The following is a 25,239-nucleotide window of genomic DNA, read 5'->3' as shown; positions in this document are numbered from 1 at the left end:
TTAGTTGCATTTATGTTATGACGAAATGGAGACATAACCGGACAAAAAAGATCAGAGAATGTACTCCGATCTTTTTTGTAATATTTCATCTAAGAATTATACTGTCATTCCAATATCAATACCTTTAATTTTTCTGTAGATATCGGTTGCGTAATTGTCTGTCATACCCGATACATAGTCTATAATACCTAATACTTTCTGATAATCGGAAACGCCCTCATATACAAATTGCTTCGGTAGAAGTTGTAAGGCCATTTTATCATAATTCTTTCTGGCTGATTTTTCTTTAAGAATGGAGGGGATAAAGTGATTGAGTAACTCGTACATTACATTATAACCCGCATTTTCAATTTCTACAACTGCCCGGTGGCGGTAGATATTTTCGATAGAATATTTCTCTATTTTTTCTAAAGCATCACATTCCTCTCCAAAAATACCTAAAAGCGATTTGTTGAGACTCCCATCCAGGATTTGTGGGATATGCTTAATGTAAATTTCTTTTGTTTTTGAAATTAAAGAGTTTATTACTTTAGCTCGCAAATAAGAAATCCTTTCGTTCTCATTGGTGATCTGTTCAAGGTTTTTTCTGACTCTTGGTATGTCATCTGCATTTACAGATTCTATAAGTGTCGTAAAAAGCTCTTCACAAGGTTCTGTTTTCACAATTCCTAAGCGGTGCGCATCTTCCATATCGATGATATTATAGCAAATATCATCTGCAGCCTCTACCAACCATACAAACGGATGTCTTTTATAGATAACCGGAGAGTCTGAAGTCTGAATCAGATTAACAGATGAAGCAATATCTTCAAAAGTTTTTTCTTCACTCTGGAAAAATCCAAATTTCTTGCGCTGAAGATCCTTTTTGCTGAAATCTTTGGCGGATGATTCACATGGATATTTAGCGATAGAAGCTAATGTTGTATTTGTCAGCATCAATCCGCCTTCACTTTTTCCAATTTGCTGTTGCGTTAAAACTCTTATCGCATTTGCATTTCCCTCAAAATTAATAAGGTCATTCCACTCTCTCTCAGAAAAATGTGGTTTCAGAGAACTTTCATTTCTTTCAAAATAACTTGCAATAGCATCCTCTCCTGAATGCCCAAATGCAGGATTGCCAATATCATGACAAAGGCAAGCTGCGGCAATAACATTATTAAGATTATATTGATAAAACAGACTACTTTCTTCCTCCAGATCAGCTGCGAAATTTTCAGCAATATGTTCTCCTATTATACTCCCCAGAGAACGTCCTACAGAAGCTACTTCCAGAGAATGAGTTAATCTGTTATGTACAAAAACACTTCCAGGCAACGGGAAAACTTGCGTCTTATTCTGAAGCCTTCTAAATGCCGATGAAAAAATAATTCTGTCAAAATCTCTTTGATAAGCACTTCTGGATGCCGTTGTGCTTTCCTGTACTCCTGCCCTCTTGGTTGTAAAAATCGTATTCAAATTCATTGCGGTACCAAAATTAAATCTAATTTTAAAGAAAAAGAATTTTTAATCCGGAAAATTCTACTTCTTATCATCTTTTATAGGCGCCATATTTTTATTTAATAAACTCTTAATTTCAATAAAAAATAAACAAAATACGGCCCTAAAGCTAATTTGCATTCTTTCATTAATTATATTTAGTAAAAATTATACCAAACAACATTAACAATCATTCACAAAAACCATTAAATAAATTTAATATTCGCAACAAATATGTATTTATTTTTTCATTACCTTCACTATCTGTAACGAGTTATAACTCAATATTTTTTGATTTATTCCGTTATATAATCTGAATAAAAAAAGAAATTTAATGGAGACTGTAGTAATTACGGGCGGAAGCGGTTTGATAGGTAATCATCTCGCTAAGCTTCTCGTGGAAGAAGATTATAACGTAATTCTTCTTTCCCGGACCCCCGACAAAAACAAAGGGAGTGCTCATATTCGATTTGCAGGCTGGAACCCATCCACAGGAGAAATTGATAAAAAAGCTATTGAAGAAGCTGATTATATTGTACATCTGGCTGGAGAAAATATTGGCGCGAAAAGATGGACAAATTCCCGAAAGAAAGAAATAGAAAATAGCAGAATAAAGAGTTCTGAGCTATTATGTAAAAGTCTTAGAGAAATCCCTAATAAAGTTAAAGCTGTAATTTCAGCTTCCGGTATTAATTATTATGGTGGCGATTATGACAACCGTATGACCTTTGACGAAACGACTCCTAAAGGAAAGGGATTTCTTGCTGATGTTTGCCAAAAATGGGAGGAAAGCATAAAACCTGTTGGTGATATGGGGAAAAGGTTAGTGATTATGAGAACCGGTGTTGTCATGTCTCCTCAAGAAGGTGCATTAAAAGAGTTTCTGAAGCCTTTAAGCTTTAGAATAGCTCCTATACTCGGAAATGGTAAACAAAGAATGAGCTGGTTGCATTTGGATGATATTACACGGGCTTATCTCCATTCCATAAAAAACGAATCTGTAGAAGGAATATACAACATTACTGCACCACACGCCATCTCATATCATCAGGCTATCATTAAGATTGCGAAAACTAAATACAGAACCATTTTTATACCTCTCAAAATCCCTGCATTTATTTTAAAGATTATGAAAGGTGAAATGGCAGAAGGAACAGTTTTAACAGGTATTACAACAAATTCTGCTAAGTTCACCAATACAGGATTCCAATTTTTGTTTCCTATATTCAACAGAGACTGTATAAAGGACTTGCTAGCTAAATAGCAAATATATCACAATCAAATATTAAAAGACTGAAAAAGCATAAAAAAGGCCGTATTACCACTGGTATACGGCCTCGTTTGTGTGAAAAATAGTTTATTCATCCTTCATATATATATTCACCTTCTCTGCGCATTTTCGTCCTTCGGTAATTGCCCATACCACTAAAGATTGCCCTCTTCTGGCATCACCACAAGTAAAAATTTTATCCTGATTCGTTTTATATTCAGTATCATTACCAATCAGATTGAGCCTTGGATCTAACTGAATATCTAGAGCCTCAACCAATCCTTTATGCTGTACATGTAAAAATCCCATTGCCAAAAAGGCATAATCACAGTCAATAATAAACTCTGACCCTGGCTTTTCTACAAAAGATGTATAACGTTTTGTTACCGGATCTTTCGCCCATTCTACTTCTGTAGCCCTGACCCCTTTCAGATGCCCATGTTCATCTTTCAGAAACTCTTTACAGTTAATCATCCATTTCCTCTCACAACCTTCATCATGAGAAGTTGTTGTTTTCAGAACCATGGGGAACATAGGCCATGGCATTGTTTCATCTCTCTGCATCGGTGGCATTGGCATAATCTCAATCTGCAGAATCTGTTCCGCCCCTTGTCTGTTGGAGGTACCAATGCAGTCCGAACCTGTATCTCCACCACCTATTACCAACACCTTTTTTCCTTCAACATTAATTTCCTCTTCCTGGAATCCTATATTACTAACTCTTTTATTACTTTGCTTCAGGAATTCCATGGCAAAATAAATACCCTTAGCTTCTCTGTTCGGAATAGGTAAATCTCTTGGAATTGTACTGCCTAATGCCAATACAACAGCATCAAAATTACGGTCAAGTTCTTCTGCAGAATAATCTGTCCCGACATTAGTATTGGTTTTGAAAACAATACCTTCCTGCTCCATTAATCTAATCCGCCTTTCTACAATCTTCTTATCCAGTTTAAAATCCGGAATTCCAAACCTCAACAATCCTCCTGCTTCCGAATCTCTTTCGAAAACAGTTACCAGATGCCCCATTTTATTTAACTGATCTGCAGCAGCCAACCCGGAGGGACCTGATCCCACTACTGCTACTTTTTTCCCTGTTCTGCTAATTGCAATCTGAGGCTTTACATAGCCTTCACGGAAAGCTGTTTCTATAATATTTTTTTCAATCTCTTCTATGGTTACCGGTAATTCATTTATCCCAAGTACACATGATCCTTCACAAGGCGCCGGACAAATTCTTCCGGTAAATTCAGGAAAGTTATTGGTTGTAGAAAGTATATCATATGCCTTCTTCCACTGATTATTGTATACGGCATCATTAAATTCCGGAATCACATTCCCCAACGGGCAACCACTCTGACAAAAAGGTATTCCACAATTCATGCAACGGGCTGCCTGGTTATTTAATAATTCAGCCGATGGTAAGTGCTGGAATTCCTGATAGTGTTTCACCCTGCTTTCCGCCAGTTCTTTTACCGGTAGCTCTCTCTCATATAATAAAAATCCGTCTGTCTTTCCCATGGCTGCTAATTAGTTTCTTTGTTTTCTTTTTGCTTTAGTAAAGCCTTTTTATAATCTCTCGGATATACCTTTACAAAGTACCCCAATGCTTGTTCAAAATCACTCAGTAAATATTGACCTATTTCACTCCCTGTAATGGTAACATGTTCCTCTATTAATTGCCTGATTAACTGAACATCAGATTCCTCCAATGACTCCAGATCTGCCATATCCGGGTTAAAATTCTTATCCAGAGATTTATTAATATCCCACACATACGCGATTCCTCCACTCATCCCCGCTCCAAAATTCCTTCCGACATCTCCTAAAATAACAACTGTTCCTCCTGTCATATATTCGCATCCGTGATCGCCTACTCCTTCTACTACAGCCGTCGCTCCGGAATTGCGGACACAAAAACGTTCTCCAGCCATTCCGTTAATAAAAGCTTTTCCGCTAGTGGCTCCATATAAAGCTACATTACCAATAATACTGTTTTCATGTGCTTTAATTTTAGATTCTTCAGGTAATTTTATAGCCAGCTTGGCACCAGAAAGACCTTTACCAAAATAGTCATTGGCATCCCCTTCCAAAATCATCGTAAGTCCTTTATTACAGAATGCCCCATAGCTTTGCCCTGCAGTTCCCTTGAAGTCGAATACCAGCGAATCTTCCTTCATTCCTTCAGATTTATACTTCTTGGTAATTTCATGGGACAATATAGTACCTATTGCCCTGTCTGTATTTTTAACCTCAAAAAAGGCTCTGATATTAGATGTATTCTGCAACGCTTCCTCTGCTGCTTCAAGCATCTTCCAGGATATAGAATCATTCAATTCATTATCCTGATCTTCCGATTTCACCAATGGTAAATCATTTTCAACTTTTTGCAGAAAATCATCAAGATTTATATTCTGATGCTTCCAGTGTTTTAATTTTTCTTTTTTGGTAAGACACTGATACTGTCCTACCATTTCATCTATTGTTCTGAATCCTAAAGCTGCCATCAGCTCTCTTACCTCCGTAGCCAGAAATTTGAAATAGTTAACCAAATGATCCGCACTACCAGAGAATTTTGCTCTTAAATCAGGATTTTGTGTAGCAATACCTACAGGACACGTGTTTAGATGACATTTACGCATCAGAATACATCCCTGTACAATAAGTGCAGATGTTGCTATTCCCCATTCTTCAGCTCCCAGTAATGTAGCAATAACAATATCTCTACCTGTCTTTATCTGACCATCTGTTTGAATCGTTACGCGTTGTCTTAGTTTATTTTTAATTAAAGTTTGATGTGTCTCTGCCAGTCCAAGTTCCCATGGTAATCCGGCATGCCTTACAGAACTCACCGGAGATGCACCGGTACCACCATCATAACCTGATATTAAAATATGGTCTGCTTTCGCTTTCGCTACACCAGACGCAATAGTTCCGACTCCTGCTTTTGAAACAAGTTTAACACTAATTCGTGCATGTCTGTTTGCATTCTTCAGATCAAAGATCAGCTGTGCCAAGTCTTCTATTGAATAAATATCGTGGTGTGGCGGCGGAGAAATTAAGCCTACTCCCGGAGTAGCATGACGGGTTTTTCCAATCCAGCTGTCTACTTTATCGCCAGGTAACTGTCCTCCTTCTCCAGGTTTAGCACCCTGTGCCATTTTTATCTGGATTTCTTCTGCTTCTGCAAGATATCTACTCGTTACACCGAACCGCCCTGAAGCAACCTGCTTAATAGCGGAACGCATACTATCACCATTTTGTAACAAATCGTAACGTTGTTCATCTTCTCCTCCCTCTCCGGTATTGCTTTTTGCTCCGATGCGATTCATTGCAATTGCCAAAGTTGTATGGGCTTCCCAGGAAATAGAACCAAAGGACATCGCTCCTGTAGCAAAACGTTTTAGTATGTTTTCTATAGGCTCTACTTCTTCAATAGCTATTGCTTCGCGGTCATTTTTTAGTTCCAATAATGCTCTTAAGCTTACTGGCGCATCATTTCCTATATTGACAGCTCTGGAATATTTTTTGAAAATTTCATAATCATTTTTCCATGTAGCTTGTTGTAATAAATGAACCGTATTCGGATTATATTGGTGGTATTCTCCTGTTTTTTTCCATTGGTAAACGCCACCTTCCTGCAGTACTTCCTGCTTCATTACCGGACGGAAAGCATTGTTATGTTTAATGAGTGCTTCTTTGGCAATCTCATCAAATCCAATCCCCTCAATTCTTGATATAGCTCCCGTAAAACAGCTATTCACAACCATTTTATTGATGCCGACAATTTCAAATATCTGGGATCCCTGATATGACTGTAAAGTTGAAATTCCCATTTTAGAAAAGATCTTTAACAGCCCGTCTCCGACAGATTTTAAATAATTCTTTTTTAATTGTTCCAGATCACCATCAATCTCTCCGGCTAAATGTAACTGCCTGATGGAAGCTAAAGCCAGATATGGATTAATTGCCGTAGCACCGAAACCTAATAAGGCTGCAAAATGATGTACTTCCCATATATCTCCGGCTTCTATTACTATACCTATTTTTCGTCGGGCTCCTTTTCTTACCAGATGATGATGTACGGCAGAACAAGCCAGCAATGTAGGGATTGCAACATGGTCGGAATCTATAGCTCTGTCTGAAAGAATCAGAACATCAAAACCATCTTCCACTGCATCCATAGCATATCTGCAGATGCGGTCTATCCCTCGCTTCAAGCTACCCGGGTTTCCGTCAGCTTTGAAATAAGTATGAATTGTTTTCGCCTGAAAATTCCCGGTGTCTATACTCCTAAGCTTTTCCAACTGCTCATTATTAAGAATAGGCTGTTTAAGCGTTATAGAATGTGCAAAGTTTTTATCTTCAGAAAGAACATTTCCATTTCCTCCAATAATTGTAGCAAGAGACATCACCATTCGCTCCCGGATAGGATCGATCGGCGGATTGGTTACCTGAGCAAATAACTGTTTGAAATATGAGCTTAAGTGTTGTGGTTTTTCGCTAAGCACAGCCAGTGGAGCATCGAATCCCATAGAGCCAATAGGTTCTTTTCCGGTAAGTGCCATAGGTTTAATAACCTGATCTACATCTTCACGTGTATAACCAAATGCTTGCTGATATTTAAAAATGTCATCCGCCTGTAGCATAGTAAAACGTATTCTCGGCGCCGGCAGTTCTTCTAAACGTATTTTCTGGCTATCCAGCCATTCTTTGTAAGGCTGAGAAGTGCAGATTTCTTTTTTAAGTTCTTCGTCACTGATAATTTTACCTTTGGCAAGATCTACCAGAAACATTTTTCCGGGCTGAAGACGCCCACTTTTTATAATTTTAGCAGGATCCACAGGCAATGCGCCAGACTCCGATGCCATAACAACCATATCATCGGAAGTAACACAAAATCTTGAAGGGCGCAGTCCATTTCTGTCCAGAGTAGCTCCGATAATTTTACCATCCGTAAATGAGATAGAAGCTGGTCCATCCCACGGCTCCATTACGCAGGCATGGAATTCATAGAAATGTTTTTTGTAATCTTCCATGATCTCATTACCATCCCATGCTTCAGGAATAAGCATCATCATAACATGTGGTAAAGATCGGCCTGCATGTACCAACATTTCTACCATATTATCCAGATATGCTGAATCCGACTGATCAGGAGTAACTAATGGCAAAAGCATATCTATTTCCTGAGCAGTAAAATAAGGGCTTGTAAATGTTTTCTGGGACGATTTTAACCAGTTAAGATTCCCCTGTACTGTGTTAATCTCTCCATTATGTGCCAAATATCTAAAAGGCTGTGCAAGGCTCCATGTGGGCGAAGTATTGGTTGCAAAACGGGAATGCACCATACCAAAAGCAGAAGTAAGTTTGGGGTTGGTTAAATCTCTGAAATAGTGTCTGATCTGTATACTTCTCAATTGACCTTTGTAAACAAGCTTTCTACATGAAAGTGAAGCTACATAAAAACCAATAGGATCATTTTGCAGAACATTATTTATCTGATTGCTAATATAATTACGGAAAACGAAGAGCTTTCTTTCAAAACTATTTTCATAATCGATTCCAAAAGGCTTTTCGATGAAGATCATTTCCATTACAGGTTCCACTTCCTTCGCAAGTTCACCAAGCTCAATATTGTTTACAGGGACAGGTCTATACCCTAAAATATTTAGTTCTAGTCTGTCTGCGGCATGCTGAATAATATTTTTACATTCATCGATAAGTGCCACATTTTTAGGAAAGAAGAACATTCCTACTCCATAGTCTCCCAGCCGGGGCAAATCTATTCCGTAAGTAGAAGCTTCTTCTTCCAGCAGTTCATGTGGAATCTGGATTTGTACACCTGCTCCGTCCCCGGTATTACTTTCGTAACCGGTAGCCCCTCTGTGCTCCATATTCTCCAGCATTGTTATTGCATCTGCAACAACTTTATGGCTTTTAACTCCTTTAATATTAGCTACAAAGCCAACACCACAAGAGTCAAATTCAAATTCAGGTCTGTACAATCCATAGTTCTTCATAGTCATCAGTTTTCAGACACGAAATTACGAATTATATTGATAAAATAAGTTTTACGTGAACATTGAATAATTTTAACACCTAATAAGTATTGATTTTATTCAATTAAATCAATTTTATTAAAAATGTAATATAAATCTATTTTATTATAATGATTTCAATATTTAATTGTCATACAATAAAAACTATAAACATCTGATAATCAGCAAATATAGATTTTAAAATGCTTAAAATTTCTTTAAAATAGAATTACAAAACAATCAACTACAAAGCATATATTCAAATTTGTCTTAAAATTATTTTCACGTACTGTAAATAATTTTATTTATTTTTTATAAGTAAAATATATGTAAAACATTAAAAATATAAAGTTTTTAGAATGATTATAAATTATAAAGATAAAGATATTTTCACTGCTTTAAGATATAAATACAAATAAAAAAGCCCCAAACTAAGTTTGGGGCTTCATTATTTTTATGTATAAATTACATATAAGCTTCGATTGGTGTACAAGTACAAATTAAATTTCTGTCACCATAAGCTTCATCAATTCTGGAAACTGTAGCAAAGAATTTATTATCTCTCACCCATTCTAATGGATATGCCGCTTTTTCTCTTGCATATGGCTTGTCCCATGCATCAGAAATAACAAGCTCCATTGTGTGTGGTGCATTTTTCAGCACATTATTTTCTGCATCTGCAACTCCCTCAGCAATTTCATCGATCTCTTTTCTGATAGAGATTAATGCTTCTGCAAAACGATCGATTTCAGCTTTACTTTCACTTTCAGTAGGCTCTATCATTAGAGTACCTGCTACCGGGAATGAAACTGTAGGTGCATGGAATCCGTAATCCATAAGACGTTTCGCAATATCAGCAACTTCAATCCCTAAAGATTTGAATTGTCTGAAATCTACGATACATTCGTGAGCTACTCTGTCGTTCTGATTGCTGTAAAGGATTGGATAATGCTCCTTTAAAATATTTTTAAGGTAGTTTGCATTAAGAATTGCATGTTCTGTGGCTTTTCTTAGCCCATGAGCTCCTAACATTTTGATATATGCATAAGATATATTCAAAATTAGAGAAGAACCATAAGGTGCTGCAGAAATCGCATCAATTGCTTTCTCTCCTCCTGTTTTAATATTAGGATTAGAAGGAAGGAACGGCACTAAGTGTTCAGCCACACAGATTGGACCAACACCAGGACCTCCACCCCCGTGAGGAATAGCAAAAGTTTTATGTAAGTTCAGGTGACAAACGTCTGCGCCAATGTTTCCCGGACTTGTAAATCCTACCTGAGCATTCATGTTTGCACCATCCATATATACCTGACCTCCATTATCATGGATAAGTTGTGTAATCTCTTTTACATTTACATCAAAGAATCCATAAGTAGACGGATATGTAATCATAATTGCAGATAAATTCTCTTTATTCTGCTCTACTTTTAGTTTTAGATCTTCGAAATCAATTTCTCCGTTTTCAAGGTTCTTCACTACTACAACCTTCATACCTGCCATAGCTGCAGATGCAGGGTTAGTACCATGAGCAGACTGAGGAATCACAACTACATTTCTGTGGAAATCTCCTCTGGATCTATGGTATTCGCGGATAACCATTAATCCTGCATACTCACCCTGAGCTCCTGAATTTGGCTGAAGTGAAGTAGCTGCGAATCCTGTAATCTCAGCAAGATCTCTTTCTAACTCTTCAATTAGCTGCTGATAACCTAAAGCTTGTCCTTTTGGTACAAATGGATGGACAGATCCCCACTCGCTCCATGAAAGCGGAAGCATCTCTGCTGCTGCATTCAACTTCATTGTACAAGATCCTAAAGAAATCATAGAATGCGTTAAAGAAAGGTCTTTTCTTTCTAATTTTTTGATATAACGCATTAATGCTGTTTCTGTATGATAGCTGTTGAAAACCTCATCTTTAAGCACTTCATGTCTTCTTACCAAGTTCTCAGGAATAGAACATTCTTCTTTGATTTCAATTACAAATGTCTCAACACCTTTGAATTTAGCTAATTCATCTACTAATGATTGTAACTTAACCAAAGTAGATGTTTCGTTTAGTGAAGCACTTACAAACTCAGGTGTAAAGTAGTTCAGGTTAATTCCTGCTTCTTCCAACTGAGTTTTTAATTTATGTTTATCCTCTTCAGATAATTTGAATTTAACCGTATCAAAAATAGGATGTTTTACAACCTCATATCCTAATTTCTCTAAAGCTCCACGTAAAGTATTCGCTTTGTAGTGTACCTGATTAGCTATAAACTCTAATCCTTTTGGTCCGTGGTAAACAGCATACATACCTGCCATTACAGCTAGTAAAACCTGCGCTGTACAAATGTTAGATGTAGCTCTTTCACGCTTAATATGCTGCTCCCTTGTTTGTAAAGCCATTCTTAATGCAGGCTTACCATACATATCCTGAGAAACACCAATAATTCTTCCCGGAATATCTCTCTTATAATCTTCTTTACAAGTAAAGAAAGCTGCATGAGGACCTCCGTATCCCATAGGAACACCGAAACGCTGAGATGTACCAACAGCACAATCTGCACCCATTTCAGCTGGGGATTTTAATTTAACCAAAGCTAGCGGATCACAAGCAACAGCAACCTGTATAGCAAGAGTTTTGTATGTAGAAATAAGATCTGTATAATCTACAACTACACCATTTTTACCAGGATACTGAAGTAATGCACCATAGAATGTATTATCTAATTGCATTGTCTCGTGATTTCCTATCACGATTTCAATATCTAATCCTGAAGCTTTAGTTGTAAGAACCGCAATAGTTTGTGGCATTACAAGATCCGAAACGAAGAATTTATTTACACCTCCTTTCTTCTGTTCTTTTGTTCTGTTTGCAAAGAACATGTGCATTGCTTCTGCTGCAGCTGTACTTTCATCTAACAAAGATGCATTGGACAATGGCAGTCCTGTTAGTTCAGCCATTACAGTCTGATAGTTAAGAAGCGCCTCAAGACGTCCTTGCGCTATCTCAGCCTGGTAAGGCGTATATGCTGTATACCAGCCTGGATTTTCAAAAATATTTCTCTGAATAGCCGGTGGTAAAATAGTATCATGGTATCCATAACCGATATAGTTATCGAATTGTGCATTCTGGCTCGCCAGAGCCTTGGAATGCTGCAACATTTCGTATTCTGAAAGTGCCGGAGAAATATCCAGATCTTTGTTTAAACGAATCTGTTGCGGAATTGTTTGTGAAATTAGTTCTTCAACACTCCCTACACCAATTTTTTGTAACATTTCGGATTTGTCTTTTTCGCTCATGCTAATATGGCGATTGACAAACTGTTGTGTGTTCATATAACTTTTATTAGATTTTTCAGAAATTTTGGAGTGTAAATTTACAAATTTTTAAAGGATATTCAATGCATAAAATTCAGCTTATGCATTCCCGTTTTTACAGTACAATTAGTGATATTTATCAGGTTTATAGCGCCAGCCCACTAGAAGCTTTCACCACTTTTTATGCTTCATTATTATCATTTCGTAATTAAAGATTACATTTGCTTTTTATACAGTCTATGAAAAACTCTATGGTCGAAAAACTTTCTTCTTTTATTTCCAACTTGTTTAACCCTGTATTTTCGTTTTTATTCTTTCTTTTATATTACGCATTCAATACCATGGAAAACGGAGAAGCATGGTTATTTATAGGGAAAGCTGTCCTCATCTTTGCAGTTCCTATATTAGGATATATTTATTATAATGTAAAGAAAGGAAAGTTTACGAATATGGATGTTTCCAACAGAAAACAAAGAAATAGTCTATACTACTATATCATCGCTTTATTACTGTTATTTATTATAGTAAACCTTATTACAGGCAAAACTATACCTGCAGCTTTTTATTTCCTTACAGGACTCTTATGTGTAATGATGCTGAGTAACTTCTGGATTAAAAGTTCTATGCATACGGCTCTTAATTTCTTTGTCGCGGCACTTTTTTACCAGCTTTCACCAACTTTAGGATTTATCTGGGGCGGACTTACTGTAGTCATTGCTATCACGCGCCTTATCCTGAAAAGACATACGCTGAGCGAGGTATTTTCAGGTGCTGTTATCGGAATAATCTTTTCCATAGCTTTTGTTTATTGGAATTAATCCCTACTTTTGGGTAAAATAATTTTTATGAAGAGCCTTACTCCGGCAGAGGAAACGCTAATGCATGCGTTATGGACAATAGAAAGAGGGTTTCTTAAGGATATTATGGAAGCATATCCGGAGCCTAGACCACATCACAATACAGTAGCAACAGTATTGAAAATATTGGTTGAAAAAGGATTTTTGAAAGTAAAACCTTTTGGTAGGCTTCACCGTTATGAAGTAAAAGTTTCTAAGGAACAATACTACCAGCAGCTGCTAAGATTGTTTATAGAAGAATATTACCATGCATCTCCTGAACTTTTACTAGCCGAAATGATCAGACTAGAGCTTTTAACTGATCAGCATCTAAAACCTTATACTACAAGCGTTATTGCTGAGCCTGTTTCTGTAAAAGAGGAAGAAACTAAAAAAGCAAAACCAGAGAAAGAAAAGAAAAAGAAGAAAGAGAAATCTAAAAAGAAAAAAGCTGAGAAGAAATCAGTGGAATAACTTTCTATAAAAGGATATACAAACACCCTGAATTTTAAAATTCAGGGTGTTTTTTATTATTACAAAACAAAAGTTACAGTGTTTTTAAAATAAAAAAACCGGAAGATTGCTCTTCCGGTCACGACACGACAATTGTCGTCTTTTACTAGTATCTATTATTATTAAATGATCTTCTAGGTTTTTCTTCTTTAGGTCTAGCTTCAGAAACGTTAAGGTTTTTACCTTGAAATAAAGCTCCGTTTAAAGATTCAATAGCTGTGTTAGCTTCGTCATTGTTTGGCATTTCAACAAAACCAAAACCACGAGAACGACCAGTCTCTCTGTCCATGATAATTTTAGCAGACTGAATAGCACCATATGAAGCAAAAAGTTCTTCTAATTGAGATTCCTTAACTGAATAGTTAATGTTTGAAATAAAAATGTTCATTATAAAAAATTAAAATTGTTGATAAAATATGATTTAAAGTAATCAAAAAACGTAATGAACATCCTATTGATTTCTGTTAAATAATGCAGGCAAGGTACAACAATTTTATCGAATATTATACGTTTCTTCCAAAATATCAAAATATTGTTTTAAAATATTTTCTTTGGAAAACCTACTTTCCATGGAATACCTTATTAATTCAGGAGATTTATCACTATACAGTGATTCCAAAATTTGTTTCGCAAAGCTTTCATGTTTTTCAATATTTAACATTTCACCGCTTACTTTTGACTGAATAATTTCTGAAAGACCGTTTAATTTACTATCTGCTAAAACATAAGTACCACAACATCCGGCTTCCAATAATGTATTTACTGAATCATCACATTTAGATGAAAGGATAAATAAATCTGAATATTTGACACAGGCATAAGAATTACTCATTGTGCTATGAAAAATCACATTATCCAGATTCAGATTATTTTTTGCCTGCTGAATTTTTTCTTCACTTATTTCATCTGTTAATATATGTAGTCTCACCTTTTCATTTTCGAGATGTTTAAATACCTGTAACAAATGCTCGAATCCTTCTGTAGATGAAGAATCCCCCATTGTAACAATATTCTTGTATTCATCGTCAAAAAAATGAGGTTTCCGGACATCAGAGAATTTATGATCCATCTGATCAAAATCTACAGAATTATGAATTTTTGCAAGCTTACGGGGCTCAATTTTAAAGGTCTGAATAAGATCGTTACGCGTATCCTCTGAGGGTATAATAATCTTATCATAATTATTATAAAATCTGTAGAAAAAACGCAGACTCCTCCTGAACAATTGCCTGGAGAACCCTTCAGTCATTTTTGTGATAAACTTTGTATGTGGGAAGAAGTAAGAAAAGTAGGCAAAATAAACATTCAGTTCTTTTGCATTACAGAAAACTATATCCGGATTTCGCTTTTTAATCTGCCTAAGAATAACAGTTAAAGAATTTCTGATTTTCCCTACCTGCAAATCAATAACCTCTACATACTCCCTAAGTGTATTCAGGTTATAATAATGTTTTCCTTTATTTAGTAATAGAACAGAGGGACGAAAGACATCTCTTGGTAAATACTTCAGTAACATTGAAACAGTATATTCCTCCTGATCTGGTCTGAGATCAGGAAGAATAAACATAATTTCAATAAGTTTCATTTTTCCTGCTTTTAGTTCGCTACATCGCTAATAAATTTTATACGCAGCATTCGGATTTCCTCGTCGGAAAGTTCGTCAGAAAATTCAGTGCATAAAGTCTTCATACTATCGCTCTCAGACTCCATCATAAATTCCATAAACCCTTCTACGATATCCTCATCAAAATTCTCGTCGATATAATAATCGATATTTAGTTTCGTTCCCTGATAAACGATACTCTCCATTTCGGAAAGCAATTCGTCCATTGTCAGATTTTTAGCTTTAGCAATATCCTCCAAATCAATTTTCTTATCCGTATTCTGAATAATAAAAACCTTATGGCTGGATTTATTTGCTACCTGCTTTAGTACCATATCATCCGGACGGTCGATATCGTTTTCCTCAACATATTTTTTTATGAAATCCGCAAATTCCTTTCCGAATTTCTTAGCCTTACCTTCTCCTACTCCATATATCTTAGAAATCTCGTCTATACTAATAGGATATTGTACTGTCATATCCTCCAAACTTGGATCCTGGAATACTGTATATGGCGGAATATTATTTTTCTGGGCTACTTTTTTCCTTACCTCTTTTAGTAAGCTAAACAATTTATCGTCCAGTCCGCGTGCTGTATTTCCTAATGTAACTTCGGAAGATATTTTAGCAGTTTCTGCCAGATTATATACTCTGTCTTCTGCTATTTCAAATTTCGATTTCAGTTTACCGTCGATACAATCTAATCCCTTTTTCGTAAGCTTTAGTACACCGTAGGTTTCAATATCTTTTAATAAAAAATCCTGAACTACAGCCTGTCGGATAATAGATTTCCAGTAATTATCCTCCTTATCTTTACCGCTTCCAAAGTGGTGATTGTTTTCAAGTTTATACGACTTGGTTACGGCATTTTCTTTACCTGCAATTACAGCGACCAAATCTTTTGCTCTGAATTTTTGTCCAAGATCATTTACAAGGCTCAGAATTTTCGTCAAATCTTCACTTGCATCTTTTAATACAGGCGGATTTACTGAATTATCACACATCTTGGCACCAGCTCCATTTACCGGATCAAACTTTTCACCAAAATAATACAGCAGGTACTGGCGACGGCTCATGGATGTTTCAACATATCCCACTACTTCATTAAGCAGCTGTAACCCAATCTCTCTTTCCGAAACTGGTTTCTGAGCCAAAAACTTTTCAAGTTTTTCAATGTCCTTCGGATCGTAGAAAGCAATACAATGTCCTTCTCCTCCGTCTCTTCCGGCACGTCCAGTTTCCTGATAATAACTTTCTAAACTTTTTGGTATATCATAATGAATTACAAATCTTACATCCGGCTTGTCAATTCCCATCCCGAATGCTATAGTTGCTACAATAACATCTACCTCTTCCATCAGGAATTTATCCTGATTGGTGACACGTGTTTTTGCATCTAAACCAGCATGATACGGTAATGCATTAAGGCCGTTTACCTGAAGCAGCTGTGCAAATTCTTCTACTTTTCTTCTGCTGAGACAGTAAACAATCCCTGATTTACCATTTTGGGCCTTGATAAACTTAACAATCTCTTTATCAATGTTTACTTTCGGGCGTACTTCATAAAATAAGTTGGGTCTGTTGAAAGACTCTTTATATACAAGAGCATTCGTCATACCAAGTGTTTTCTGAATATCATCCTGAACTTTCGGAGTTGCTGTAGCCGTTAGTGCAATAACAGGAACATCCGCAATTTTATCGATAATACTTTTTAAATTTCTGTATTCAGGACGGAAATCATGTCCCCATTCTGAAATACAGTGCGCCTCGTCTATTGCAAAAAACGAAATAGGAACCTCTTTAAAGAAATCTATATATTCTTCTTTAATCAACGATTCCGGAGCTACATAAAGCAGCTTTGTCCTTCCGTTCCGGATATCATCCATCACGGTTTTCGTCTGAGTTTTGTTCAACGAAGAATTAAGAACGTGTGCTACTCCCTCTTCAGAAGAAAGCCCGTTAACCGCATCTACCTGATTTTTCATTAATGCTATTAATGGTGATACCACAATAGCTGTTCCCTCGCTCATTAATGCCGGCAACTGGTAGCATAATGATTTACCTCCACCCGTTGGCATCAAGACAAAAACATCATTTCCTTCTAATAGTGTGGAAATAATTTGTTCCTGATACCCTTTGAATGTTGTAAAGCCAAAATACTTTTTCAATGACTCCGCTATGTTCGCAGATTTTGTATTCATCCTTTGATTTAAGTTTACTAAATTTGCATCTTATCAAAGATAATGAAATTAATATAACAAAGCAATATCTACATTGAAAACCGAAGAAATTCTAAGCCTTGCTCGAAAGACCTTTTCCATAGAGATTCAGGAGCTGGAAAAGACAAAAAATTCACTAAATGAAAATTTTATTCAGGCTGTTGAAAAAATTTATGAAACCAAAGGCAAGCTTGTCGTTGTAGGCATTGGCAAAAGTGCTCACGTTGCCAACAAGATAGTGGCAACTTTAAATTCCACAGGCACTCCCACTCAGTTTCTGCACGCTGCCGAAGCAATACATGGAGACCTTGGTTTATTAGCTAAAGAAGATGTTGTTTTATGCATATCAAATTCCGGAAATTCTCCCGAAATTGCATCTTTGGCTCCTTTCCTGAAAAACTATTCTTCATGCCTTATTGGTATGACTGGAAATCTAAACAGTAAGCTAGCCGAATCTTCGGATATTATCATTAGTTCTGCCGTTGAGCAGGAAGCCTGTCCTAATCAGCTGGCTCCTACCAGCAGCACTACTGTACAGATGGCGCTGGGAGATGCTTTAGCAATCTGCCTGATGGAGCTAAGAGACTTTAAGGATACTGATTTTGCTAAATACCACCCTGGCGGATCATTGGGCAAGAACCTTACAGCTACAGTTGCTCAGTTCCTTTCGGATAACAAGCCAGAAGTGCATGAGAACGCCAATATCCGGGAGATCATTATTTCTATCAGTGCTTCCAAACACGGAATTACTGTGGTTACCAGCGGGAATGATATAATTGGTGTAATTACGGATGGAGATTTACGCAGAATGCTGATGCAGAACGAAGATGTTTCTGGTATTACAGCTCAGCAAATTATGAGCAAAAATCCGAAAACTATTGACAAAAATTCTCTGGCAAAAAATGCCATGGAAATTTTAAAATCCAACAATATTGGTCAACTTGTCGTAACAGAAAACGGAACTTATTCCGGAATTATCGACATTCATAAATTATTAGACGAAGGTATTATTTAAACCATGAGCGAAACTAAAGAAAAAGAGATGTCCTTCTTGGGACATATTGGCGAATTAAGAGGACATTTAATACGTTCCATCCTGGCTATTGCTATTGGCGGTTTTGCTATTGGGTTCAATATTAATTGGGTTATGGATCATATCTTATTTGGTCCTACAAAACCAGATTTTTTAACCTTTAAAGTGGTGAACCATTTCTCACAAATGATATTCGGACATGATACAATTGATCTACCAGAAAAATTTCCAATTCAGGTAAGAAGATTATTTGAACAGTTCAATGTAATGATGGCCGTTTCTATTGTTGGAGGTATTATGATTGCATTCCCTTATATCGTATGGGAATTGTGGAAATTCATCAGCCCTGGCTTACATGAAAACGAAAGAAAAAACTCAATTTTTGTAATCAACAGTACATGGTTAATGTTCATGCTCGGGGCACTTAGCGGATATTTTCTGGTAATGCCTTTTGTAATCAACTTCGGTTATTTCTTTCATATTTCAGATACAATTCGGGTAGACATTGACCTTTCCAGTTATATTACGATTTTCTTGCAGGTAGTTTTAGGAATGGCGGTTATTTTCCTTTTCCCAATTGTTGTATATATGCTTACATCCATCGGAATTCTTACACCTAAATTCTTAACTACATACAGAAGACATGCAATTGTGGTTATTATGGTTGTTGCAGCTATTATTACACCTGCCGACGTATTGAGTATGATGGCAGCAGCTTTACCTCTGCTTGTTCTATATGAAATAAGTATATTTATGTCCAGACTTATGGAGAAGAGAATGAAGAAAAGAGCAAAGAATAAAGAAACTCCGGAAACCAATCTCCCTAAGATAGAAAACTAAACATCTCACATCACTATGAAAAAAATTATAATCTCTGCGCTTCTGTTATCAGGAGTTCTCGGGTATTCCCAAAATAAGAATGCTTTTGGAGAAAAAGAACATGTGTTTACAAAACAAGATTCTCTGTTCGGATCTAATACAAAATACAGAGATTTTTGGGATGTAAAAAAATATGATATTGAAGCTGAACCCAATTTTGCACAAAAAAGTGTAAAAGGTAGCAACAGAATTAGCTTTAGCATTACAAAAGATGTAAATAACCCTATATTTCAGATAGATATTCAGCAACCTATGAAGGTTTCTAATGTGATGAGTGACTTTGAAATTACCTCTCAGAAAAGAGACGGAAATTTCCTATTCGTTCAGTCCAAAGGAAGCTTTAAAAAGGGTGACGATCACTTTATCAGCATGGATTTCGAAGGAAATCCTGTTGTTGCCAAAAGAGCACCATGGGATGGAGGCTGGGTTTTCACTAAGGATGCCTCCGGAAAACCATGGATGACCACAGCTACCGAAGGTATTGGTACAAGCGTATGGCTGCCTATAAAAGACTATTGGGGAGACGAACCGGACAATGGTGTAACTTTCACCGTTATAAGCCCTAAGGATCTTACAGGTGTATCTAACGGACGCCTTATAGAACAAAGAACTGAAAATGGTAAAAATGTTTCGGTTTGGGAAGTTAAGAACCCAATTAACGATTACAGCATTACTCCTTATGTTGGAAATTATGTACACTTTGGAGATAGTTTTGATGGCGAAAAAGGAAAGTTATCTTTAGATTATTATGTAATCAAAGAGAACCTGGATAAGGCTAAAAAGCAATTTGAGCAGGTAAAACCTATGTTGAAAGCTTTTGAGCACTGGTTTGGTCCCTATCCTTTCTATGAAGATGGCTATAAACTTGTTGAAACGCCTCACCTTGGAATGGAACACCAGAGTGCGGTAGCCTATGGAAACAAATATCAAAACGGATATTTGGGAAGGGATCTTTCTGGTACAGGAGTCGGATTAAAGTTTGACTTTATTATTATCCATGAAAGCGGACACGAATGGTTTGCAAATAATATTACAGCACAGGATACAGCTGATATGTGGGTACACGAAAGTTTCACATGCTATTCGGAGACTCTTTATTCAGATTTTATCTTTGGCAAGGAAGACGGAAACAAATATCTTATTGGCCAAAGACACAATATCCAGAACGATGAACCAATTATTCCGGCTTACGGTGTGAGAGCACATGGCAGTGGAGATATGTATTATAAAGGGGCAAGTATGCTTCATACAATCCGCCAGGTGATTAATGATGATGAAAAATTCCGCCAGATACTCAGAGGTCTTGGAAAAGAGTTTTATCACCAAACAGTCACCGGTAAGCAGGTACAGGATTATATCAACCAGAAATCCGGTATAGATTTTTCAACAGTATTTAGTCAGTATCTTACTACTACCAATATTCCGAAACTGGAATACAAACAGGATGGTAAAAAATTATCTTTCAGATGGGTAAACACTGTAAAAGATTTTAAATTACCTGTTCGTTTAAAAAATTCTAAAATTGTTATAACGCCTTCTGAAGAGTGGAAAACAGTAAAGTTAAAGGATAAGAATCCGGTAGAATGGGATGCAAATTACTACATTGATTATACCCTTATACAATAGAAAAAACACTCCATATGGAGTGTTTTTTTATATATTACCCATTATAAACAGTTATTTTTTATATTTTTACACTCAGGAATATAATTTAGAATAATAAGAATATGGCAAGAAAAGTAGTAGACGGCCCAATAAGAAATAAGGAAAAAACTAAACAAAAATTATTAAATGCTGTTGGAAAAATTCTGGCAACAAAGGGATATTCGGAGTTAAAAGTTTCCAAAATTGCAACCGTTGCAGGACTGGATAAAAAACTAATCTATTCTTATTTTGGAAGTACAGATAAGCTTATTGATGAGTATATAAAATCACAGGACTTCTGGGCTAATGTAGATGATCAGGAAATCATGACTTCTGGTTTCTCTGATGGTGGACAGGAAATAACAACCAATATGATTCTGCAGCAATATGAGACTTTAGCCAGGAACAAAGAGTATCAAAAAATTATTTTATGGGGTATCTCAGAAACCAGACCGTCTCTGAGAAAGCTTGCAGATGACAGAGAAGCCGTAGGAAACCCTTTGTTAGATCAGGTTATAGATCCTCTGTTTAAAGAGAAATCAAAAGAATACAGAGCTATATTGGCGATGCTGGTCTCTGGTGCTTATTATCTTAACTTGCATTTTGCTGTAAATGGTTCAACTTTTTGTGGACTTGACTTTAATAAAGAAGAAGATGCTAAGGTTCTAAAAGATGCTATTGCTACCATTATAGACGACCAGTACAAAAAGCTGGAGAAAAAATAAAAATTTAGCACTATTTTATAAAAAAAAACCGGAAGTTGTCTTCCGGTTTTTTTATTTCAAAACACTTTACAAAATTGCTTCACGTACTCTTGTTAGTTTTTCCAGTAATGCTTCCAGATAATCTAATTTCAGCATGTTCGCACCATCCGATTTTGCCACAGCAGGATTAGGATGGGTTTCGATAAAGATACCGTCTGCACCAACTGCAATACCAGCTTTAGCAATAGTTTCAATTAACTCTGGTCTTCCACCTGTAACACCTGAACTTTGGTTAGGCTGCTGTAACGAGTGGGTAATATCTAATATTGTAGGTGCATACTGACGCATTGTAGGAATCCCACGGAAATCTACAACCAAATCGGTATAACCAAAAGAGTTTCCTCTTTCAATCAGTGCTATTTTATCATTTCCTGAATCTTTTACTTTGTCTACAGCAAACTTCATAGATTCTGCAGAAAGGAATTGTCCTTTCTTCAGTGTTACAGCTTTACCTGTTACGGCAGCCGCTATCAATAAATCTGTCTGACGTACTAAGAAAGCGGGAATCTGTAATACATCTACATACTGAGCTGCTAATGCTGCATGTTCATTTTCATGAATATCAGTTGTTGTAGGAATATCGTACTTTTCCCCTACTTTTTTCAGAATTTCAAGTGCTTTAATATCTCCTATTCCGGTAAAACTGTCAACACGTGAACGGTTGGCTTTTTTAAAAGAACCTTTGAAAATATATGGAATATTGAACTGATTGGTAAGCTGAACTACTTTTTCCGCTACTTCCATAGCCAGATCTTCGCTTTCGATAGCACAAGGTCCTGCAATAAGAAAGAAGTTCTTAGAATCTTTATGTTTGATCTTATCTAATGCCTGAATCATCTTTATTTTAATTATATTTTCAGTAAAATTACTCATAAAATTACAGAATCGGAAATTAATTTCCGGCAGGTTTCATAGAGCCTTCCTATAGCATTCATACTGAATAACACTAATTATGAAAATATTAAATAGAATTTATTTAACTTTATCCTATGGTACCTAAAGAGACATTAAATGAATTTTATGCTTTACATGGACAAGAACATGCTAAGACAGAACAATTTAATGTATATCGCAGAGAAGATTTTATGTGTAGTCATCGTCTCGCTCCTGTTTACCGAAGAGATTTTTATAAGATTTCGTTAATTTCAGAGGGTACCGGAGTTATTCATTATGCTGATAAATTAATAAATATTGACAGACCCTCTATTACATTCATGAACCCTTTGATTCCTTATTCCTGGGAACCAACTTCACAAAAGCAGACTGGTTATTTCTGCCTTTTTACAGAAGATTTTGTAAATCCAACATTAAAAAATGAAGGACTTTCACAATCAGCTTTATTTATAACTGGAGGCAATCATGTATTTTTCCCCGATAACAATAGCTTAAAATTACTTAAACCTTTATATGAGAATATGCTGAGCGAAATTCAGTCTGATTATCATCATAAATATGATTTGCTTAGGAGCTATGTACAGATTATAATGCATGAGGCTATAAAAATGCAGCCGTCCAAAATTCTTCAACAACATTCAAATGCTTCTGAGCGTATTAGTACATTATTTCTGGAATTATTAGATAACCAATTCTTTATCGATTCACCTGATCGGGTAATATCATTAAAAAAGGCTCATGAATTTGCTAAACAACTTTGTATACATACCAATCATCTAAACCGGGCGTTGAAACAAATTACGGGCAAAACTACTACCCAGTGGATAGCCGAACGTATAACCAAAGAAGCAAAATCATTATTACAATTCAGTAACTGGAATATTAGTGAAATTTCATATTGCCTTGGTTTTGAAAACTCTTCAAACTTCATTATTTTCTTTAGAAAGCAAACCGGGAGCTCCCCCTCTCAATTCAGGAGAAATATTATTTCAATTTCATAACCTTCTGTTTGTTTTACACAGTGTAATTTTTATCTGGTACTCTGAACTTTGTTTTATTAAAGTTATAAAACAATGATACAAGAAAATTTAAAAGGAAAAATTGCACTTATTACAGGTGGCACAACGGGTATTGGATTAGCTACGGCAAGGCTTTTTTTAGAAAATGGTATAAAAGTGATTATAGCAGGACGAAGAACTGAACAAGGTATCAAAGCACTGGAGATATTGCAACCAATAAGTCCTGACATTCGATTTATTCAAACCGATGTTTCAAAAAGAAAAGAAGTTCAGCATCTTATTGATGAGACTGTAAAACATTTTGGGAAATTAGATATCGCTTTTAACAATGCCGGAATTGAAGGTCATTTTTCTCCTATTGATCAGACTTCTGAAGAAGAATTTGATCAGGTAATGAGTATTAATACAAAAGGTATTTGGCTTGCGTGCAAATATGAAATCGAACAATTTAAAAAGCAAGGAACAGCCGGAACTATTGTTAATACATCTTCATGGCTGGCAAAAGGTGCATCTGCTGGGTCTAGCGCATATTCTGCAAGCAAAGCTGCTTTGGATGGGATGACCAGAGCTTTGGCTGTAGAAACTGCAGCTGAAGACATTCGTATAAATAACATTCAGCCAGGCTATATCCGCACACCAATGTTTGATCGCTTTTTCCCGGGAGAGAACCCTGATGAAGCAATAGAGCCCTATAAAAAACATGCTCCAATCGGACGTTTTGCTGTACCTGAAGAAGTAGCGGAACTTGTATTATGGTTAAGCAGTCCATCAGCCTCCTTTATAACAGGTGAAAGTATCTTAATAGACGGAGGACTTGCAATAGGAGGACAAAGATAAATCACAAAACAAAATGAAAAAATTGTGTTTTTATATTTTCTTTCTTTTAGGAAGCCAACAGCATGCGCAACAACTCGTGGATTATAATTCTAAATCAAAACATTACATGTTGGATAGTAAAAAAGCATTTATTGTGTATAACAAACTCTTTCAATATGGAATAGCAGACGCTTTTGTAGGAGGGTTATATAAAGGCTCTCTTTCTGTGAAAGATTTAAAACTGAAAGGTAATTTTGGATTGGGAGCACCTGATCTATTAGATGGAGAATTAACTATATTAGATGGAAAAGTTTACCAAACTAAAGCAACTGGTGAGACTATAGAGCCCGATAATGAATTCAAGACATCATTATCATTTGTTACGTTTTTTAAACCTAACATTAATTTTATTATTAAAAAAAGAACAGATGAGAAATTATTGTTATATAAAATAAGTCAAGTCCTTTCAAATAAAAATGCAATGTATGCTATTAAGATTTCAGGAAAGTTTTATAATGTAAAAACAAGAGCATTTCCACCTGTAAAAAATAAGCCATTTCCTACCTTAACCTCTATACTTGATACTCAAAAGGTTTTTGATTTCCCTGAAAAAGAGGGAACATTAGTAGGCTATTATATCCCTGAGTATTTGAATGGAATAAATGTAAAAGGTTTTCATTTTCATTTTCTTTCTACAGATAGAAAACATGGTGGTCATGTATTAAATTTTATTGGAGAAAATCTTAAAATTGAAATTGCGGAATTAAAAAGTTTTGAGCTAGAAACATCAAGAGATTCTGATTTTCAGAATTTTAATTTCAAGGGAAAAGACAACGAAATCTTAAAGAATATAGAGCAAGGATATTAAATCCTTTTTAGAATCAAATTACCAGATTAATAAACTTTTATGGGGTTTCATATTCATA

At 36.0% G+C, this 25,239-nt stretch carries 18 protein-coding genes; 10 read left to right on the top strand and 8 right to left on the bottom strand.

Annotated elements, in window-relative coordinates:
* Positions 1-96: 96 nt before the first annotated feature.
* Positions 97-1,461 (bottom strand): dGTP triphosphohydrolase, encoded by a 1,365-nt coding sequence (dgt, locus tag AYC65_RS05110; protein WP_034870273.1) that lies wholly within the window; start codon positions 1,459-1,461, stop codon positions 97-99.
* Positions 1,462-1,810: 349 nt separating this feature from the next.
* Between dgt and AYC65_RS05105 the strand changes: the two genes are divergently transcribed.
* Complete coding sequence (locus AYC65_RS05105) at positions 1,811-2,740, top strand: TIGR01777 family oxidoreductase (protein WP_034870269.1); 930 nt, start codon at positions 1,811-1,813, stop codon at positions 2,738-2,740.
* A 93-nt stretch (positions 2,741-2,833) separates the two neighbouring features.
* Here the strand turns inward: AYC65_RS05105 and AYC65_RS05100 are convergent, their stop codons facing one another.
* The 3 genes from AYC65_RS05100 to gcvP all read right to left on the bottom strand — a co-directional run bounded on the left by AYC65_RS05100 (position 2,834) and on the right by gcvP (position 12,111).
* Complete coding sequence (locus tag AYC65_RS05100) at positions 2,834-4,267, bottom strand: glutamate synthase subunit beta (protein ID WP_034870267.1); 1,434 nt, start codon at positions 4,265-4,267, stop codon at positions 2,834-2,836.
* 5 nt (positions 4,268-4,272) lie between these two features.
* Positions 4,273-8,769 carry a glutamate synthase large subunit gene (gene gltB / locus AYC65_RS05095; protein WP_034870386.1) on the bottom strand — a complete coding sequence of 1,499 codons (4,497 nt, stop codon included), beginning with the start codon at positions 8,767-8,769 and terminating at the stop codon, positions 4,273-4,275.
* Between the two features lie 483 nt (positions 8,770-9,252).
* Complete coding sequence (gene gcvP, locus AYC65_RS05090) at positions 9,253-12,111, bottom strand: aminomethyl-transferring glycine dehydrogenase (RefSeq protein ID WP_034870265.1); 2,859 nt, start codon at positions 12,109-12,111, stop codon at positions 9,253-9,255.
* A gap of 221 nt (positions 12,112-12,332) precedes the next feature.
* Here gcvP and AYC65_RS05085 point away from each other — a divergent pair, with 221 nt between their 5' ends.
* Together AYC65_RS05085 and AYC65_RS05080 are read left to right on the top strand one after the other, a co-directional pair.
* Positions 12,333-12,911, top strand: coding sequence for a phosphatase PAP2 family protein (locus tag AYC65_RS05085; RefSeq protein WP_234300245.1), 579 nt, complete (start codon positions 12,333-12,335; stop codon positions 12,909-12,911).
* Positions 12,912-12,938: 27 nt separating this feature from the next.
* Complete coding sequence (locus AYC65_RS05080) at positions 12,939-13,403, top strand: BlaI/MecI/CopY family transcriptional regulator (protein ID WP_034870263.1); 465 nt, start codon at positions 12,939-12,941, stop codon at positions 13,401-13,403.
* 145 nt (positions 13,404-13,548) lie between these two features.
* Here the strand turns inward: AYC65_RS05080 and AYC65_RS05075 are convergent, their stop codons facing one another.
* From AYC65_RS05075 to recQ, 3 genes are all read right to left on the bottom strand, one after another.
* A complete protein-coding gene (locus AYC65_RS05075; RefSeq protein WP_009085940.1) occupies positions 13,549-13,830 on the bottom strand; it encodes an RNA recognition motif domain-containing protein in 282 nt (93 codons plus the stop codon).
* A 105-nt stretch (positions 13,831-13,935) separates the two neighbouring features.
* Positions 13,936-15,027: a glycosyltransferase gene (locus AYC65_RS05070; RefSeq protein WP_034870261.1), complete on the bottom strand. Its 1,092-nt coding sequence runs from the start codon at positions 15,025-15,027 to the stop codon at positions 13,936-13,938.
* A gap of 11 nt (positions 15,028-15,038) precedes the next feature.
* On the bottom strand, positions 15,039-17,246 hold the full coding sequence (gene recQ / locus AYC65_RS05065; RefSeq protein ID WP_034870260.1) for a DNA helicase RecQ: 2,208 nt from the start codon (positions 17,244-17,246) through the stop codon (positions 15,039-15,041).
* A 73-nt stretch (positions 17,247-17,319) separates the two neighbouring features.
* Between recQ and AYC65_RS05060 the strand changes: the two genes are divergently transcribed.
* The 4 genes from AYC65_RS05060 to AYC65_RS05045 all read left to right on the top strand — a co-directional run bounded on the left by AYC65_RS05060 (position 17,320) and on the right by AYC65_RS05045 (position 21,545).
* Positions 17,320-18,279: a KpsF/GutQ family sugar-phosphate isomerase gene (locus tag AYC65_RS05060; protein WP_034870259.1), complete on the top strand. Its 960-nt coding sequence runs from the start codon at positions 17,320-17,322 to the stop codon at positions 18,277-18,279.
* Positions 18,280-18,282: 3 nt separating this feature from the next.
* Entirely contained in the window at positions 18,283-19,137 is an 855-nt protein-coding gene (gene tatC, locus AYC65_RS05055) for a twin-arginine translocase subunit TatC (protein WP_034870257.1), read from the top strand.
* 15 nt (positions 19,138-19,152) lie between these two features.
* Positions 19,153-20,802, top strand: coding sequence for a M1 family metallopeptidase (locus AYC65_RS05050; protein WP_034870256.1), 1,650 nt, complete (start codon positions 19,153-19,155; stop codon positions 20,800-20,802).
* 101 nt (positions 20,803-20,903) lie between these two features.
* Complete coding sequence (locus AYC65_RS05045) at positions 20,904-21,545, top strand: TetR/AcrR family transcriptional regulator (RefSeq protein ID WP_034870255.1); 642 nt, start codon at positions 20,904-20,906, stop codon at positions 21,543-21,545.
* A 66-nt stretch (positions 21,546-21,611) separates the two neighbouring features.
* On the opposite strand, the gene kdsA is transcribed toward AYC65_RS05045, so the two are convergent.
* The gene (gene kdsA / locus AYC65_RS05040; protein ID WP_034870384.1) at positions 21,612-22,421 is read right to left on the bottom strand and encodes a 3-deoxy-8-phosphooctulonate synthase; all 810 of its coding nucleotides are present in this window, start codon (positions 22,419-22,421) and stop codon (positions 21,612-21,614) included.
* A gap of 152 nt (positions 22,422-22,573) precedes the next feature.
* On the opposite strand from kdsA, the gene AYC65_RS05035 reads away from it, so the two are divergent.
* From AYC65_RS05035 to budA, 3 genes are all read left to right on the top strand, one after another.
* Positions 22,574-23,479, top strand: a complete 906-nt coding sequence (locus AYC65_RS05035) for a helix-turn-helix domain-containing protein (RefSeq protein ID WP_059333843.1) — start codon at positions 22,574-22,576, stop codon at positions 23,477-23,479.
* Between the two features lie 72 nt (positions 23,480-23,551).
* Positions 23,552-24,334, top strand: a complete 783-nt coding sequence (locus tag AYC65_RS05030) for an SDR family NAD(P)-dependent oxidoreductase (RefSeq protein ID WP_034870254.1) — start codon at positions 23,552-23,554, stop codon at positions 24,332-24,334.
* Positions 24,335-24,347: 13 nt separating this feature from the next.
* Positions 24,348-25,181, top strand: a complete 834-nt coding sequence (gene budA, locus AYC65_RS05025; RefSeq protein WP_234300244.1) for an acetolactate decarboxylase — start codon at positions 24,348-24,350, stop codon at positions 25,179-25,181.
* Positions 25,182-25,239: the final 58 nt, after the last annotated feature.

Origin of the sequence: Elizabethkingia bruuniana, assembly GCF_002024805.1 — a bacterium.
Lineage (GTDB): Bacteria > Bacteroidota > Bacteroidia > Flavobacteriales > Weeksellaceae > Elizabethkingia > Elizabethkingia bruuniana.
The sequence above is the reverse complement of the archived record's forward strand: the minus strand, read 5'-3'. Positions and strand labels throughout refer to the sequence as shown.